The 16156-nt window shown below is 50.4% G+C and carries 12 protein-coding genes; 7 read left to right on the top strand and 5 right to left on the bottom strand.

Features of this window, described 5'->3' with window-relative positions; all coding sequences use genetic code 11:
• Positions 1 to 86: 86 nt before the first annotated feature.
• On the bottom strand, positions 87 to 1040 hold the full coding sequence (locus tag ACYVC2_RS07220) for a helix-turn-helix transcriptional regulator (protein ID WP_461101633.1): 954 nt from the start codon (positions 1038 to 1040) through the stop codon (positions 87 to 89).
• A gap of 281 nt (positions 1041 to 1321) precedes the next feature.
• Here ACYVC2_RS07220 and ACYVC2_RS07225 point away from each other — a divergent pair, with 281 nt between their 5' ends.
• Together ACYVC2_RS07225 and ACYVC2_RS07230 are read left to right on the top strand one after the other, a co-directional pair.
• The gene (locus ACYVC2_RS07225; RefSeq protein ID WP_461101634.1) at positions 1322 to 1984 is read left to right on the top strand and encodes a hypothetical protein; all 663 of its coding nucleotides are present in this window, start codon (positions 1322 to 1324) and stop codon (positions 1982 to 1984) included.
• 12 nt (positions 1985 to 1996) lie between these two features.
• The gene (locus tag ACYVC2_RS07230) at positions 1997 to 2638 is read left to right on the top strand and encodes an alpha-ketoglutarate-dependent dioxygenase AlkB family protein (RefSeq protein ID WP_461101635.1); all 642 of its coding nucleotides are present in this window, start codon (positions 1997 to 1999) and stop codon (positions 2636 to 2638) included.
• A 1880-nt stretch (positions 2639 to 4518) separates the two neighbouring features.
• On the opposite strand, the gene ACYVC2_RS07235 is transcribed toward ACYVC2_RS07230, so the two are convergent.
• Positions 4519 to 4680, bottom strand: a complete 162-nt coding sequence (locus ACYVC2_RS07235; RefSeq protein WP_461101636.1) for a hypothetical protein — start codon at positions 4678 to 4680, stop codon at positions 4519 to 4521.
• Between the two features lie 3636 nt (positions 4681 to 8316).
• Here ACYVC2_RS07235 and ACYVC2_RS07240 point away from each other — a divergent pair.
• Positions 8317 to 9090, top strand: coding sequence for an SDR family NAD(P)-dependent oxidoreductase (locus ACYVC2_RS07240; protein WP_461101637.1), 774 nt, complete (start codon positions 8317 to 8319; stop codon positions 9088 to 9090).
• A gap of 527 nt (positions 9091 to 9617) precedes the next feature.
• Entirely contained in the window at positions 9618 to 9851 is a 234-nt protein-coding gene (locus ACYVC2_RS07245) for a hypothetical protein (protein ID WP_461101638.1), read from the top strand.
• 149 nt (positions 9852 to 10000) lie between these two features.
• On the opposite strand, the gene ACYVC2_RS07250 is transcribed toward ACYVC2_RS07245, so the two are convergent.
• Positions 10001 to 10732, bottom strand: a complete 732-nt coding sequence (locus tag ACYVC2_RS07250) for a VOC family protein (protein ID WP_461101639.1) — start codon at positions 10730 to 10732, stop codon at positions 10001 to 10003.
• Positions 10733 to 10858: 126 nt separating this feature from the next.
• Positions 10859 to 11041, bottom strand: coding sequence for a hypothetical protein (locus ACYVC2_RS07255; RefSeq protein ID WP_461101640.1), 183 nt, complete (start codon positions 11039 to 11041; stop codon positions 10859 to 10861).
• Between the two features lie 422 nt (positions 11042 to 11463).
• Here ACYVC2_RS07255 and ACYVC2_RS07260 point away from each other — a divergent pair, with 422 nt between their 5' ends.
• Genes ACYVC2_RS07260 through ACYVC2_RS07270 form a run of 3 tightly spaced genes read left to right on the top strand, consistent with a single transcriptional unit; the run spans position 11464 to position 15052 of the window.
• The gene (locus tag ACYVC2_RS07260) at positions 11464 to 11556 is read left to right on the top strand and encodes a hypothetical protein (protein ID WP_461102308.1); all 93 of its coding nucleotides are present in this window, start codon (positions 11464 to 11466) and stop codon (positions 11554 to 11556) included.
• Between the two features lie 51 nt (positions 11557 to 11607).
• Positions 11608 to 12669: a hypothetical protein gene (locus ACYVC2_RS07265; RefSeq protein ID WP_461101641.1), complete on the top strand. Its 1062-nt coding sequence runs from the start codon at positions 11608 to 11610 to the stop codon at positions 12667 to 12669.
• On the top strand, positions 12632 to 15052 hold the full coding sequence (locus ACYVC2_RS07270) for a PIN domain-containing protein (protein ID WP_461101642.1): 2421 nt from the start codon (positions 12632 to 12634) through the stop codon (positions 15050 to 15052). Before ACYVC2_RS07265 ends, ACYVC2_RS07270 begins: the two co-directional genes overlap by 38 nt.
• 89 nt (positions 15053 to 15141) lie before the next feature.
• Here ACYVC2_RS07270 and ACYVC2_RS07275 read toward each other — a convergent pair whose 3' ends face one another.
• Positions 15142 to 15687, bottom strand: coding sequence for an RNA polymerase sigma factor (locus tag ACYVC2_RS07275; protein WP_461101643.1), 546 nt, complete (start codon positions 15685 to 15687; stop codon positions 15142 to 15144).
• Positions 15688 to 16156 lie beyond the last annotated feature (469 nt).

The raw sequence follows: 16156 nt of genomic DNA on the forward strand, positions 1-16156 counted from the left end.
TGGCTGAGGAATCCATTAGAATTGCTATTACCGTAAATCTAAAAAGGCAACAGGCGCCCGGCAAAACAGAACCCAATCGCTGAAATTTATTTCAAATACCTATTCATCATGGCCTGAATCATTCCCACCAGCTGTTGCCGATACTTTTCCGGTGCTATCAGTTCGGCATCGGCACCTAACTCTAAGATTCTGGCATTCAGTTCATTATTCCATTTTAGTCGATATCGAAAATCCCAATACTCAGCGGTTTTTTCAACGATTTCTTGAGAATGATGTAATGGCTTGGTCTCTACATAGCGTGCCCTGGGTAGCCGGATGCGCAGTATCCAGGTTTCTAGGGGCACGTTTGTTAGGTGAGTGAAGCCAACGACATCGTTTAAATGCGCGGTCCAATCGGTGTGGTTAGGTTGACGTCGCAAGTCAGGTAATAATTTTAAAGTATCTATGCGATCCAGCGCCAGGCTATCCAAACCTAACGACTCGGCACCTCGGCCATAGACATGCCAGCGGTTGTTATATTCTTTCAATAAATAAGGACTGAACCGGAGTTCAGCAGTCGATTGTCCGAAGCCTGTGTAGTGAATTAATACAGGATGATCATCCTGTATCGCTTTATATAACTCCGGCAACCAGTTAAGGCCTTTATATTGCTGATTCTGGTCAAATTGCACCACACTCTCGCGCGGTTTACCAATAACGCCAGCCTGTTGCTCGAATCGCAACATTACATCCTCCAGTCCCGCAAATTGTGGTAACGTATTCATTTGTCGCAGCAACGCCACGGCTTCATTAGCCAAAGCAGCATCGGTTGGGTTCAGGACGCCATACAACGAGAACGGTTCTTTATAGAAATACGGCCTTCCTGAACGATCCCGTTTAGGGATAATCGCGCCTAAATCACGCAGATCATTTAGATCATTATATAAGGTCTTTTCGGAGATCGTTTGATCTGTTTTTTGCTCACAGGCTTCCCGCAATTCGTCAAATGTGTAATGCTGACCACTGCTTAGTTTCTCATGGAGCGCAATCAGCCGATCCATATATCGCTTGTTTTTAGGCATCTCTTTTTTCGACAATTTATGGAATATTCTTTTCACTGCAAATACAGTACATGGAAGGAAGTGAGTTTTGCCGTGAAGTCTAACGCCAGACTTACCGCAAATTTTCTTCAGCCTTCACGAATCAAAACTACCTCAATCAACTCCAGGCTTATTTTGCCGGCCAGCCAGCCAGTTTCCGTCAGCTAATTGCGCGTAACGTCGAGTTGTATCGAACGGCTGGAACCGATGAAGACTTTCGTGCCTGCCAGCAGGGAACAGCTGTGCTAACCACTGAAGCTCAATGTATTGCTTACCTGGCCGCTTATGGCGACATGCACCGACTCAAACTCGATCGTGCTTTTACGAAGTTTTTTACAACCGTGGGTGATCTGTCAGCAGCTCCGATCGAAATCATTGACTGGGGGTGTGGACAAGGCCTGGGGAGTGGTGTGCTGATCGATTATATACGCGAACATGCCTTACCGCTATCATTAAGCCGGGTGACGCTTGTTGAGCCATCAAAATTAGCGCTGAATCGTGCCATTGATCATTTGACCGTATTACTTGGAGATGATAAAACGGAAATAAGGTCGTTCAATCAAAACGCTGATATTCTGGCCTCTATCCAGCTATCGACTGATTCGCGAGCGGTGAAAATTCACTTGTTCTCGAACCTTCTTGATATGCCACATGTCGACTATACAGCTATCGCCCGTACCATTCGGGCGACTCACTCGGGCGAAAACTGGTTTGTGTGCGTTAGTCCGGCTATTGCTGATTTCCGCAACAGACGGCTGCGCGAATTTCGGGATCAGTTCGCAACTGCCCGGACATTATCTGATCGGACTGACCATTTTGTGGGCAACGTCTATAGGGTAAATAGAAAGGCTTATTTACCCTATTCCATCAAGCGTACGGAATGCCTGTTTACTGTTCAACTCTAGCCATTTACAACCATGACGACGAACCAACTCGACCTCTTCGGTACTCCGAATCACTCTGCTCAGGTGTCAGAAACGAATCCGCTGATTCTGTTGCCAGATGCGGAACTGTTGTATTACCCTGCGTTTTTTGACCCAACTGAATCGGATCGGCTGTTTACAACCCTACTGAATACGATCCAATGGAAGCAGGATAAGATCAAACTCTATGGTAAGCAGGTACCCTTGCCCAGGCTGTCGGCCTGGTACGGTGATACTGACAAACCTTATACCTACTCCGGAATTACTCTACAGGCGCATCCATGGACAAACGAACTGTTGACCATCAAAACACGCATAGAAGCAGCGTCGGGGGCCAGGTTTTCGAGCGTATTGCTTAATCGTTACCGTAACGGGCAGGATTATGTAGGCTGGCATGCCGACGACGAAAAGGAGCTTGGCCAGAATCCCGTAATTGGTTCAGTAAACTTTGGAGCCACGCGCCGGTTTCAGTTGCGTCGAAAAGACGATCACGCGCTAAAACATGAAGTTGAGCTCAGACATGGCACTTTTTTGCTGATGAAAGCCAGCACGCAACACTTCTGGCAGCACCAGGTGCCAAAAACAGCTGCTAAAATCGGGGAGCGGTTAAACCTGACCTTTCGACTGATAATTTAGCTCAACTAATTACTTATTTTCAATACACAGCGTAACACAACCAATCCTTAACCGATTTGACAAAGGGTGATGTTCACGTTATCTCCGCTTTTCTGCCTGAGATGCCTTCACGCAGAAAAGCGGTTGATGGGCTTTCCGAATCCAAATAGAATAGGTAAACTTGTCAGTTTTAACGGTATTGATGTTCCTTTCTGTTTGAAAATTTCAATGTGCTATCTGTAATTTTTGAACAAAAATGTTCTTTGTCTTCTGATTATCAGCAACGTAACTAGTTACGCTCCCCGGGGCCGGGGTGCCAGTCCAGCTCAAGAAGGATGAAAACTACAGAGGCTCAAGCGTTTCACGAGTCACAATCTGCCCGGGGTTGCCCGTCCACAGAAAGAAGGATTAAGACACATTAGAGTATTCGTCATCATCGACAGAGCCAAGATCCCGGGGTTGTGTGTCCAGCTCAAGAAGGATGAAGACTCGGTCCAATAGAACAGATAACCGAAATAATCAATACCCGGGGTTGCCCGTCCAGAGAAAGAAGGATGAAGACATAATGGTGAAGGCCATGGGTGGGACCGTGTCCTCGTAGCCAGGGTCCGGTGTCCCATGCCACTGGGATATTAGGATGTTCTGTGGGTCGTGGGCCATCGAGGCTGAAGGCATGTAAAGACTAACCCGGGGTTGCCCGTCCAGAAAAAGAAGGATTAAGACCATCTTCCTTTCCTCCTTTTCCTGCCGTTTCCCGGCTGCCCGGGGTTGCTCGTCCAGCTCAAGAAGGATTAAGACCTGTACGACATACGCATATCGGTTTTCGAGGTTGCACCCGGGGTTGTGTGTCCATCTCAAGAAGGATGAAGACTTTAATTAAATATAATTAAGAACTAGTGGGCTTCCGCGGGGTTGCCCGTCCACAGAAAGAAGGATTAAGACTCGTAGGGGTTCTGCTCGTTGATGACTACCTCGTACTGGCCTGGGGTTGCTTGTCCAGAGAAAGAAGGATTAAGACTCGAATTCACGCGGACCATGCGGACGACCTGGGTCCCCGGGATTGCCCGTCCAGCTCAAGAAGGATTATGACTGGGATAAACGCCGGGTTTTCGACCGTCAAAATGAACCCGGGGTGGCCCGTCCAGCTCAAGAAGGATGAAGACTTTACCCCCGTCCGGCAACCGGTCAGGGCGTGGTGTGTGCCCGGGGTTGTGTGTCCAGCTCAAGAAGGATTAAGACACCAATTTAACTGGCTGAGTCAGTGATTTGATGATTTTGTCCCGGGGTTGTGTGTCCAGCTCAAGAAGGATTAAGACATTGCTTTTAACTTGACAGTAATTGGTTTGATTGTTTGACCCGGGGTTGCCCGTCCAGTTCAAGAAGGATTAAGACCTGAGGAGCAGGAGCGGCCTGCTGGGTTTTGGTGTTGGCGCGGGGTTGCCCGTCCAGTTCAAGAAGGATTAAGACTAAGGAGTTGCGTATTTACTGAATTGGGTTTTCATGGCTCCCGGGGTTGCCCGTCCAGTTCAAGAAGGATTAAGACGCGATCTTCGATCTCCTCTTTGGTGAGCTTACGTGCACCCCGGGGTTGCCCGTCCAGTTCAAGAAGGATTAAGACAGTACATGTTATTGGTATCAAGGCGAGTCTGTCCTATCCCGGGGTTGCCCGTCCAGTTCAAGAAGGATTAAGACAGTCGTCGTTGTGTTTGCACTGTTACGTTTCATTTCCCGGGGGTGCCCGTCCAGTTCAAGAAGGATTAAGACTTCAAGAGTTTGTTTAAATAGTTCCCAAAGTTCTTCCCGGGGTTGCCCGTCCAGTTCAAGAAGGATTAAGACGCCTAATTGAACGACTTTTAACATGGCTGTAATTGCCCGGGGTTGCCCCTCCAGAAAAAGAAGGATTAAGACAGGATCACTTTTCGGTTCACCTTCCACTGACTGTTGGTACCGGGGTTGCCCGTCCAGAAAAAGAAGGATGAAGACTCTGCCCCCTGGATGGTGAGCGGGACAATGTCGCCCGGGGTTGCCCGTCCACAGTAAGAAGGATGAAGACAAGTTAGCATACACATCACCGATACGAAACTCGCTCCCCGGGGTTGTGTGTCCAGCTCAAGAAGGATTAAGACGATTCGGTAAGGTACCATGGGGTTCCGGGGATTTCCCCGGGGTTGCCCGTCTATAAAAAGTAGGATGAAGACCCAGTCTTAAACAACGTCCATGCCGTTTCAATTGCATCCCCCGGGGTTGCCCGTCCAGCTCAAGAAGGATTAAGACTACACACGCGTATACTGTGTACGCACTTGGTTACCGTAAACTGTGCTCCCGAGGTTGCCCATCCAGAGAAAGAAGGATTAAGACGGCTGTACTTGGTACAGGGAACTGCTGGGTGTACCTGGGGTTGCCCCTCCAGAGAAAGAAGGATTAAGACTCCTGCATGAACGTCAGGACCGACGTGGTGTTCTCGGTCCCGGGGTTGCCCCTCCAGCTCAAGAAGGATTAAGACTCTTCTGATACTACACGCTTGGTTGCAACAGTTCTTTCTACCCGGGGTTGTGTGTCCAGCTCAAGAAGGATTAAGACTGATTGTACTTCGAGAACTGACCTAATTTAACGACTCCCGGGGTTGCCCCTCCAGAGAAAGAAGGATTAAGACCCGTGATAGACCCTTGGAATGCGTTCATGATCCCGGGGTTGCCCGTACAGCTCAAGAAGGATTAAGACTTCTGTATGATGTTCCGTAGCGAACTCAATTTCGATGTGCCCGGGGTTGCCCATCCAGCTCAAGAAGGATTAAGACGCTGTATAATTGCCCATAAACTCACCACTGCAATAGACCCGGGGTTGCCCATCCAGCTCAAGAAGGATTAAGACCCCCCTTCCCGATGCCCCACAGCAGCTTGGCCAGCAAGCCCGGGGTTGCCCATCCAGCTCAAGAAGGATTAAGACGTACCGTTACCAATCGCAACCTTACCATTTTGGAAGAAACCCGGGGCTGCACATCCAGCTCAAGAAGGATTAAGACCACACCGAATCGCCGATGCCGCCCGCACTGACAAAACCCGGGGTTGACCGTCCACAGAAAGAAGGATGAAGACGCAAACTCATGTGTGTCTTTGGTTGGCTCACCGATCAGCCCAGGGTTGTGTGTCCAGCTCAAGAAGGATGAAGACGCACGTTCGTTGGGGTTTTCGACAAACAAGAAACCCCGGGGTTGCCCCTCCAGAAAAAGAAGGATGAAGACCGAGCAGTACGGGCCAGAGGGCATTGAACTTGGTTTCTCGGGGTTACCTATCCAGCTCAAGAAGGATTAAGACGACAGCGGATTCTCGTCTTCGATCAAGATCGCTTTTTTCCCGGGGTTGCCCATCCAGCTCAAGAAGGATTAAGACAACTTCTTACGTCCCATTAGAGTAGTATTAAAATGGTCCCGGGGTTGCCCCTCCAGCTCAAGAAGGATTAAGACTACCACTCTACCACATCATACATCATCTCCTTATTCCCGGGGTTGCCCGTCCACAGAAAGAAGGATGAAGACAGCATGATTTTTGTCGACAACATCGTTTCATCCTCCCAGGGTTGCCCGTCCAGCTCAAGAAGGATTAAGACTAGTTTTCATAGTCAATTAAGTAGTTTAGTGCAAACCCGGTGTTGTGTGTCCAGCTCAAGAAGGATGAAGACAAATGAGCCGTTTTCGCAAAGGTTACGCCAAGAATCGCCCGGGTTGCCCGTCCAGAAAAAGAAGGGTGAAGACACCCAGACAGCTTCTTGCAGTACACCCCATTCCAAACCGGATCAGCGTGCTCCGTCCAGCACAAGAAGGATTAAGACATGCCTCTGTGGGCGGCTGAGAAGGTGTACAGGCGATCAGAGTGGTAGTCCAGCAGAAGAAGGATGAAGACCCCGCATCGTTAAAATGTAATCCGTCCGCTACGTATTTATCAGAGGCTCCGTCCAGCTAAAGAAGGATGAAGACATTTGATAGGCTGTTGTTCCGTTAGAAAAATCCAGTTCCCGGGGTTGCCCGTCCACAAAAAGAAGGATTAAGACATTTCAACAATTGCATTATTGTCTTTTTCTCCTACGGACCTGGGGTTGCCCGTCCAGAAAAAGAAGGATGAAGACTTATTCGCCAATTCTTTCTGGCGTTTACTTTCTGGACCCGGGGTTGTGTGTCCAGCTCAAGAAGGATTAAGACTTCGTATTAAAGATACCACTGGTTTTTTGTTGAGACCCCGGGGTTGCCCGTCCAGCTCAAGAAGGATTAAGACGTGTATCCAGCGAAATCGAAAAGAACGTCAACACCCAACTCGGGGTTGTGTGTCCAGCTCAAGAAGGATTAAGACGTACGAAGTCCCTCCCCCTGAAGAGTTTCGTAATTCCCGGGGTTGCCCCTCCAGCTCAAGAAGGATGAAGACAAGGTCTGAAAGTATGCATGGTTTTAGTCGTTTTTTACCCGGGGTTGCCCGTCCAGAAAAAGAAGGATGAAGACACCAAGTAAACAAGCTCAGGATAGAACGTTGGTAAGCCCCGGGGTTGCCCCTCCAGCTCAAGAAGGATTAAGACACGGTAGCTAGATCGACGTGTGCGAGAGTGGAACAATCCCGGGGTTGCTCCTCCAGCTCAAGAAGGATTAAGACTTGTAGAACATCCCTGGTCGGAAGAAGATCGTCAACCCGGGGTTGCCCCTCCAGCTCAAGAAGGATGAAGACAAGGTCTGAAAGTATGCATGGTTTTAGTCGTTTTTTACCCGGGGTTGCCCGTCCAGAAAAAGAAGGATGAAGACACCAAGTAAACAAGCTCAGGATAGAACGTTGGTAAGCCCCGGGGTTGCCCCTCCAGCTCAAGAAGGATTAAGACACGGTAGCTAGATCGACGTGTGCGAGAGTGGAACAATCCCGGGGTTGCTCCTCCAGCTCAAGAAGGATTAAGACTTGTAGAACATCCCTGGTCGGAAGAAGATCGTCAACCCGGGGTTGCCCCTCCAGCTCAAGAAGGATTAAGATGCGAGAAGGGCGCTGGTTTGGGCGTTGGTGAGGTGCCCGGAGTTGCCCGTCCAGAAAAAGAAGGATGAAGACCTACTTTTTATTCGGTAGGTTCCGGGTGTTCGGCTGCCCGGGGTTGCCCGTCCAAAAAAAGAAGGATTAAGACTTCCAGACCTTAACATAACCGTCTCCTTTATTAGTCCCGGGGTTGCCCGTCCACAGAAAGAAGGATGAAGACCTACGCGGCAGGTATCCGCATTGGGATTGCCCACACGCCCCGGGGTTGCCCGTCCAAAAAAAGAAGGATTAAGACACGCAGACAGTTTCTTGCAGTACACCCCATTCCCAAACGGATCAGAGTGCTTCGTCCAGCAGAAGAAGGATTAAGACTACGCTGCAATGTCCCGAATCTGTCTGGATTCTCGGCCCATGTCTTTTAGGCTCACCTCCACCACAAGAAGAATGAAGACACAATTCCATTATGGACGGATGAAGTTGCCTAGTAGTCGCACGTCCACAAAAAGAAGGGGGGGATAAGTACAGTATTTAAAGCACCTGGTTAATTGTGGTCACTATTTGTACCTATTACAATAAATCGATAAAATAAAGCATTGATAATCAAAATTATAACTTAAGAAATTACTTTCTGTATCGGGAAATGATTGATCGACGCCGTACTTTTGGCGGTCCGGTTCAAACACAATAAAACTTTAACGTATGCATCCCGTAATCGATACGTTTTCACTGATTGGCAAACGAGCCCTGGTAACCGGCTGTAAACGAGGTATTGGAAAAGCGATGGCCGAGGCTTTGGCCGAAGCGGGAGCCGATATCATTGGGGTATCGGCCAGTCTGGAGCCAGAAGGCAGCGAAGTAGCCAGGTCTGTTGAAGCGCTGGGACGGCAGTTTTCGGCTTACCAGGCCGATTTTAGCAAGCGGGATGCGCTTTACCAGTTCATTCAGCAGGTCCGGCAGGATCACCCGGTTATCGATATTCTGGTGAACAATGCAGGCACGATTCTACGCCAACCAGCTGCCGAGCATTCCGATGCGTACTGGGATGAAGTAATTGGCATCAACCAGACTGCCCCGTTCTTGCTGACCCGCGAGATTGGCAAGGAAATGGTAGCCCGCAAAAGCGGGAAAATTATTTTCACAGCTTCATTGCTGACGTTCCAGGGCGGTATCAACGTGCCCGGCTATGCCGCCAGCAAAGGAGCGATCGGGAGTCTGGTCAAAGCCTTCGCCAACGAGTGGGCGAGCCAGGGCGTCAACGTCAATGCCATTGCACCGGGTTACATCGCGACCGATAACACCGAAGCCCTGCGTGCCGACCAGGCGCGTAGCCAATCTATTCTGAGCCGTATTCCGGCAGGACGCTGGGGCGAACCCGATGACTTCAAAGGACCCATTGTGTTTTTGGCCTCCGACGCATCCCGCTACGTTCATGGTACGATTCTGACCGTCGATGGCGGCTGGATGGGTCGTTGACACGTATGTACGTGAACCCAGTTCGGGGGTCGACGCTGTAAGAGTTAGTCAGGATGTTTTCGCAGAGCTGCCGGAGATGAGTTGCCGGACGAACACTGCACGCTCCAGAGGTTTGTAAAAGCTCTCAAAAAGACGCCCGGTTATGAATTCACCGGGCGTCTTTTTGATAATTCATATTGTATGCTACTCCCTACAGCCTGCTGTTCTTACAACCGGGTTACGCCTGGCAGAAGGTATTTGGTGGAACAAATAGAGGGCGTTACTGAGTAACAATACTATTGTTGATAAATATTCTGCAAATCGACCTTAAATCCGCTGACTATTTTCGAAAAAATTCGTCAAACCAATATTGCTATGGAATAAACGTGCCTGGTAGTGAAATAAATTGGATATTTACCGGATAAAGATAAACAAAACCGCAATCCGTAAATTTTCGTTTCGTTTAAATAACTGATTTTTGACCCTACGTCAAACTACCAATCTTGTAAAGAGCCGTAGTTTATCGAGATGAACACCTTGGTCGACCTATGAATGTTTTGCCAGAAAATAACGCGGACAATCCGGACGAGTACCTCGAACAGGTAAACCGGCTGGAGTTGGCAATCGCCAATGAGCGAGTCTTGCTGGCAAAACTAAAAATGAAACGCAGGCGCCTGTCGAACCAGGAAGCTTACCAACGGATGCTCTCGGCAATGGAACACGATATTGCCAGACAGCTTGCCCGGCTACAAAACGAGTTAGAAAAACTAACTCACAAATAAGTTTTCTCCAGTGACTCTTTAGCATCTGCGCCGATCATTGCGTGTTTTTCACCAGACAGGCGCTACGATGTATCATTTGCCGGTTTCTTTATCCGTACGGTGGTCTCGATCACTGGCTCATTCGTCACTAACCAGTTGCGGGCCGACAATCAGGCGAAAGCGGCTGGCTGCATATCCCGTTTAGAACAGGTGCACCCCCGATGAGTAGCGATGGCCGGAATCAACTCCTGGCTATGAATGGTCTGAACAGGCCCGCCCGGCTCCAGTTCGAACGTGATCTGGCAGTTATTGAGCGACGCCGGGGTTCGGGTAAACAACCAGTGGCGGTGCTCCTGCGAAAGGATAAACAGCCCATAATCGTCGCCGAGAGCCGCAAAGTCGTGTTTCGGTTTAGCTTTGCGGAAGGGCTTGATCCCAAACTGCCGGTTCAACTGGCTGATCGTTTTGAGTACGCAGGGCGTGGCAATTCCAATCTCGCTGATTCCCTGAAACAGATCGCTGATGGTCAGGTTGGCATCGCCCGAAGGAACATCGTGCCGGGTAATGAACTCCAGCAGATTGCCGTTGTTATCAGGAAAATAAGCGGCTCTGGCCCGCCAGTCAGCAAACTCGGCGATTTTCTGGCCGTGCGCCTGCGTATCGATATAATCCATTCCGAACCAGTGCATGCACATTTCCAGCATGCCACCCGGCACGTTGATAGCGAAGTGATAGGGGCCAACCGGGTTAGACACTGCCCGGAAAGTGAGCCGTGTCCAGCCCACCTGAAACGTGAGCCTGTCGACCGATTCGGTCAGGAGAGGTAAGCCTAATCGTTTCGTATAAAATGTCCGTGTACCGGCCAGGTCATTGGTGTCGAGTTGAATCGTTACGAGTTTCATGCGTGATCATTAGTCAGTTGTCAGGTAAGCCTGAGGTGTCCCAAAATTGGCTGAATCCGAGGCTGAAGCCAATCCTATACCGGTTGAATCTGTGGAACTGCGACATGAACCTTCACTTTTGCCCGATCAACTGATAACAGCACGGCGGGCCTGCGGCATCGAAATCGTGGTATCTATCCGAATCTCCTCGATAAAATATTGATCGGGCGTATTGGTTCCTGCCGCCAAGCTGCACCGCGTCAGTTTCATCGTTTCGCCCCCGCTCAAAGCCGCGCATTTCCGGTCCCGGCGTGCACGCAGATATAGCATCGTTTTGAGTTCATGTTTCAGCAGAAGGCGCCTGGTTGACCCGTTGAAGCTGTTCAAAAACAGACAGGGATTGAACTGGATGCAGGAAAGGAAATGAGGGAAAGAAAAAAAGCACGCGTAGCCAGACCACCGCGAAAAAAGCGGTTGGCCAGAAGCCGATAACGGTCAGCAGGAGCAGGCTCCGTGTACTCGCTACGAAAGGAATGGCCTACCTGTCGTCTAAGTATAAGCCGATTCAGCCCGGTTCAACAGTTGGATACAAGAAATACCCTTATTTTGTAGCTTTCGTAACTCGTTCCGGAACGGAGGTACGCCTGAAAGTTGACCGATTGGCCGATCAGGATACCTGGAGAGCCCTGGGTATTTTGTCCGTCTATTCGTAAAAACTAAAGAAGGTAAACCGGCCAAGCCGGCAGGAAAGACTGAAGCAGCAGGTCCAGCCGTATTTTCTGGTCAATTTCCTCAATACGTTGTCTTCCCTGATCGATAAAGATGTTCCGACGACACGCCAGTAAACCAGCCCTGGCTATCCATGAAGCGATCCGTATACTCACTCTTTATCCGGCATGAAGCGTCCCCGATTTCGAACAACTGAATATACCTCAGGTAACCAGGTACTTGTTGCCCTGCTCACGGGCTTGCTGGTCGCCTGCCAGTCGCCTGCACCGCCGAAGCAGCTTACCCCCGCGTTTTATCACTGGCAGGCGACCTACCAACTCGATCCGACCGAGAAAGCGTTGCTGCGCGAAGTAAAGGCCAGCCGGCTGTATATTCGGTTTTTCGATGTCGACTGGGATGCCGCCGGGCAGCGACCGGTTCCAAAAGCGGTGGTTCATTTTCGGGAGGAGCCGGTAGGGCAGATGGTGGTACCGGTCGTTTTTATTACGAACCGAACGTTGCTGTTAATGGCTCCGGCGACCATCCCGCAACTGGCTCGAAATCTGGTAGACAAAATTCGTCAGATGGCCCGGCAACAGCATATTCAGCTCCGCGAAGTTCAGCTCGACTGCGATTGGTCGGTGCAGAGCCGGGCGTGTTATTTTCAGCTTCTGCGCACGGTTTCCCAGTTGCTGGGTCTCCCTTTGTCGGCCACGATCCGGTTGCATCAGGTCAAGTATGTCGGGCAGACCGGGGTTCCGCCCGTAAGCCGGGGAATGCTGATGGTTTATAACATGACCGACTGGAAAGACCCGGAAACCCGTAATTCCATTCTCGACCTGGACGTCACCGAACATTTTACCAATTTTCTGGAAAAATATCCGCTACCGCTCGATGCCGTGCTGCCCCTGTTCAACTGGACGATCGTCTACCGAAACAACCGATTCCTGACGATCCTGAACGGGGTCGAGCGGAGTACGTTGCAGCGGTGTTCCGCGCTTCGGGTGCAGGCCGATACCAATCGGTTTGTTGCCCGTCGGGACACCGTTGCGCTGGGGTTGTCCGTGCGGGCGGGCGATCTGTTTCGCGCAGAAGCCTGTAGCCTGCCTGAGCTGATGCAGGCCCGGCAGCTTGTGCTTTCCCGCATCCGAAATCCGGCGCTTACTTTCGCTTTGTATCATCTCGACAGCACTGTTCTCTCACACTACCGCCATGGCGACCTTAAAACCCTCTTTCAGCCGAATTCGTAGCCTGCTTTTGGGCGTTGGCATCGCCCTGACGCTGGCCTGTGGACCGGGATGGTTCGATGAAAATGAGTTTTTGAGCTATTTTCAACCCGAAAGCAGCAACGCCCGCCCGCCGGATCGACTGTATTTTTTTTCGCCACAACTTTATAACCTGGAGGCCGAGCAACGCAGCGAAACGAGCGACTCGATCAGTCGAAACGAAAACCTGCGTGCCTGGGCGGCTTATGCCGGCGGGAAGGTGGCACTGGCTACCGTAGCGGAAGCGGTTTATAAAGGCGACGACCGTCCGACGAATCCGTTCGTCGTGCAGTTGCGTCGTACGCACGCGGCAGCGCTCGATTATCTGGCGCTGGCCCGGACGACCGAGAAGGCCAGCGCCGGTGGAGACGTCTGGAGCCCAATTCCGGCTGATACGGTGCAGTTGAGTCGACAGCTCGCGGAAACTCAAAATCGCTATCGAACGGCTCCGGATGGGTTCCTGAAAGAACGCTACGGGTTTCAGGCCGTAAAATTGGCCGACCAGCTTGGCCAATCCGTCCAGTGCCAGGCGCTGTATGATCAATTGATTGTACCCTTGCCCCAAAAAACGTTTATCAGCGACTGGGCCCTGTGCCGCCAGGCGGGGGCAGTTCTGGCTACCGGCGATACGGCCCGGGCTATTTACGCCTTCGCGCAGGTATTTGACCGGTGCCCTTCCCGACGCAGGCAGGCCGAGGCCAGTCTGCGGATTCATGGGATTCGATTTCGGGAAGAAGCGTTGCGGTATGCCCGGAACAACCAGGAGAAGGCAGCTGTTTATGCGATCTGTGCGCTTCAGCCCATGCAGGATGCCTTACCACTGCTGAAAAAGATCGTAGCCCTAAGCCCACAGAATCCGCTCATCGAGTTAATCATGGCCCGGGAGATCAACCGCAACGAATATTATTTTCTGGCGACGGCCAACCCCGTATACGGTTACGACGAAGCGAGCCGCCGGGATTCGCTGGCGTTCGAGAGACGACGGCAAACGGCTACGTCGTACGCCGATCAGTTAAAGGCTTTCGCGGAAGAATCGGCCACTACACTTGGCAATCCGGCGTTCTGGTACACAGCAGCCGCCTACGTGGCATATCTGGGTAAAAACTACGAGTCTGCTCAGGAATTACTGACGAAAGCGGACCAGGCTCCGACAACGAATCCTACGCTGAAGCAGCAGCGGACGGTGCAGCAAATGCTCCTGCTGGCGGCTCAAGATCAAGAGATTACTCCGGAGGTTGAAGCGCGGTTGATCGGCTACTTGGAGTCGTTTCGTCGGCCGGCGAACTTCCGGCTTACCAACGCTTTTGTTACCGTATGCCAGCAGTTTGCTCAGACGTATCAGCGAGGAAATCCTAAAGCAAAGTCGGCCGGGTGGCTGTCGGGCTGCAGTCGTCGCGGGGAAACTACCGATCCGGAGAATACGGCAAAGGCTTTTCTGCTGACTATGCTAACAACGGCGCAGTTGACCCAGGGAGAGCCCGTTCAGGTAAATACCGACCAGCTTTTCGTGGAAGATACGGCGTCGGCTGCTACGGTTGAGCGAGTAGTGACCTTCGCCGAAAAACCGAATCCGACCGATTTCGATAAGCGATTACTTCGATTGACGGGTTTTGGCACCGATTATCTGTATACGCTGCTGGGCCGCCGGCTGATGGCCGAGCAACGCTACGCGGCAGCAGCTACGGCCTTTGCCCGTGTCGGGCCGAAAACCTGGCGCCAAGAGCCGTTCGTCAGTTATTTTGCCGAGAACCCGCTGGAGTTGACACCCACTGAACAGAAGCCGGGCGGAAAAAATCCATACACACCCGTCGACTTTGCCCGTACGCTGGATCAACTGCAAAAACAGGCGACTACGCTGAGGGGCGACCCGGCGGCTCAGGTTTATTATCAGCTGGGCTGCGCGGCTTTTAATTTGAGCTGGTACGGAAATGCCTGGGTGCTGGTCAGGCGGTCGTGGAGTTCGGCCGAACCAGCCTACTCATCCTGGTACGCGATCAATCGACCGGCTGATGACAGAAAAACCGAGCGGCAGTTGCAACAGGAGCCATACTACACGACGGCAATCGCGAAGGCCTACTTCGAGAAAGCGCTGACGAACGCCCACAATCCGGAACTGGCGGCCAAAGCCTGTTTTATGGCAGCTCGCTGCGAGCAGAATGAGTTAAGAAATCGCCTGATACTGGAAGAGCGCAAGCCAGGGTATACCCAACTGGACGAAAAGGAAGTGAAAGCCCTAACCCGTAAACTTCGCCAGGAGCAGTATGATCATTATTTTGCGAAGCTGGCTACCGACTACAGGCAGACACGGTTTCAGGCCGAGATAATGGCTGAATGCGCTACCTACGCCGACTTTCTAGCGCATCGATAGCTTAAGGCACCAGCAATCTACTATCAGTCGGGTGATCGATCAGACTGATAGCAGAAAAGCCAGGAAGCATAACGAATGTAAAGGTAGACTCAGTTGATATACTGTATATTGTAGTAATCCTGAATTTTGGCCCGGCTCCGTTTGAGTCGCATTTTGACCGCGCTGGTTTTGATCCGATACCGCTCAGCGATCTCCTCGATGCTCAGCCCTTCTTCGTATTTCAGCCGTAACAGCTCCTGCTCTTTAGCCGAGAGTTGGGTCAGGGCCTGCCGGACTATTTCAAAGGGATCTTCCTGAATGAGACCGTCTTTGCTGTCTGCCAGATCAAGGTCTGAGTCGATCGAAGTAGTGTTAAGTCGTTTGGCGAGTCGAATCTGATCGGAGCAGTAATTGTGAGCGATGGTGTTCAGCCAAGTCGAAAAGCTGGATCGTTGCTGAAAATTATCGAGCTTATCGAACGCTTTGATGAAAATATCGTGCGTAAAATCCTGTGCTTTTTCCGTGTCTTTGGTCATGAACAAGCACCGCTTATAAACTTTTTGAACGTAGCGCTTATAAAGCGTTTCGAAGCACTGGCTGGGTTGTTTAGGAAGGTACTGACGAATCATGTCTTCGTCAGTTAATTGAACGTTCATAGGGATGAGGATGATTAAGTTACATTTTTGGTCTATACAAATATAATTATTGCACAGAAAAGTTTTAAACATATTTCGGTAATATGTTCTGGTTAAATACCAGAAATTTACTAAAAAGTTTGTAAAAGAATCTATATTGATTACTTGCTATACGTTTTATGAGAATAAACAGGTAGAAAATATGGTCAATAGTTAGGCTGTTAATACATTCACTAGTAGTCTTTTGTAAAGAATAAATAACCGTGAATTAAGGGCTTAAATTTATCTGATCTGCCATACGCCCGCAAAACTAACGGACTGTTTTTATTAGTGCGTTATATTCTATATATAATTGATAATCAAAGATTTATTCAATAAAGAACTATACGAGCCAAAGGTCGGCAGTTAGTTAAAACAAGCGATCAGTCTATTTTTTTACCCGGTAGGTACTAAGAATAATGGCCAGCACCGATGAAAAAAGTTACAAAGA

This window comes from Spirosoma koreense (assembly GCF_054777875.1).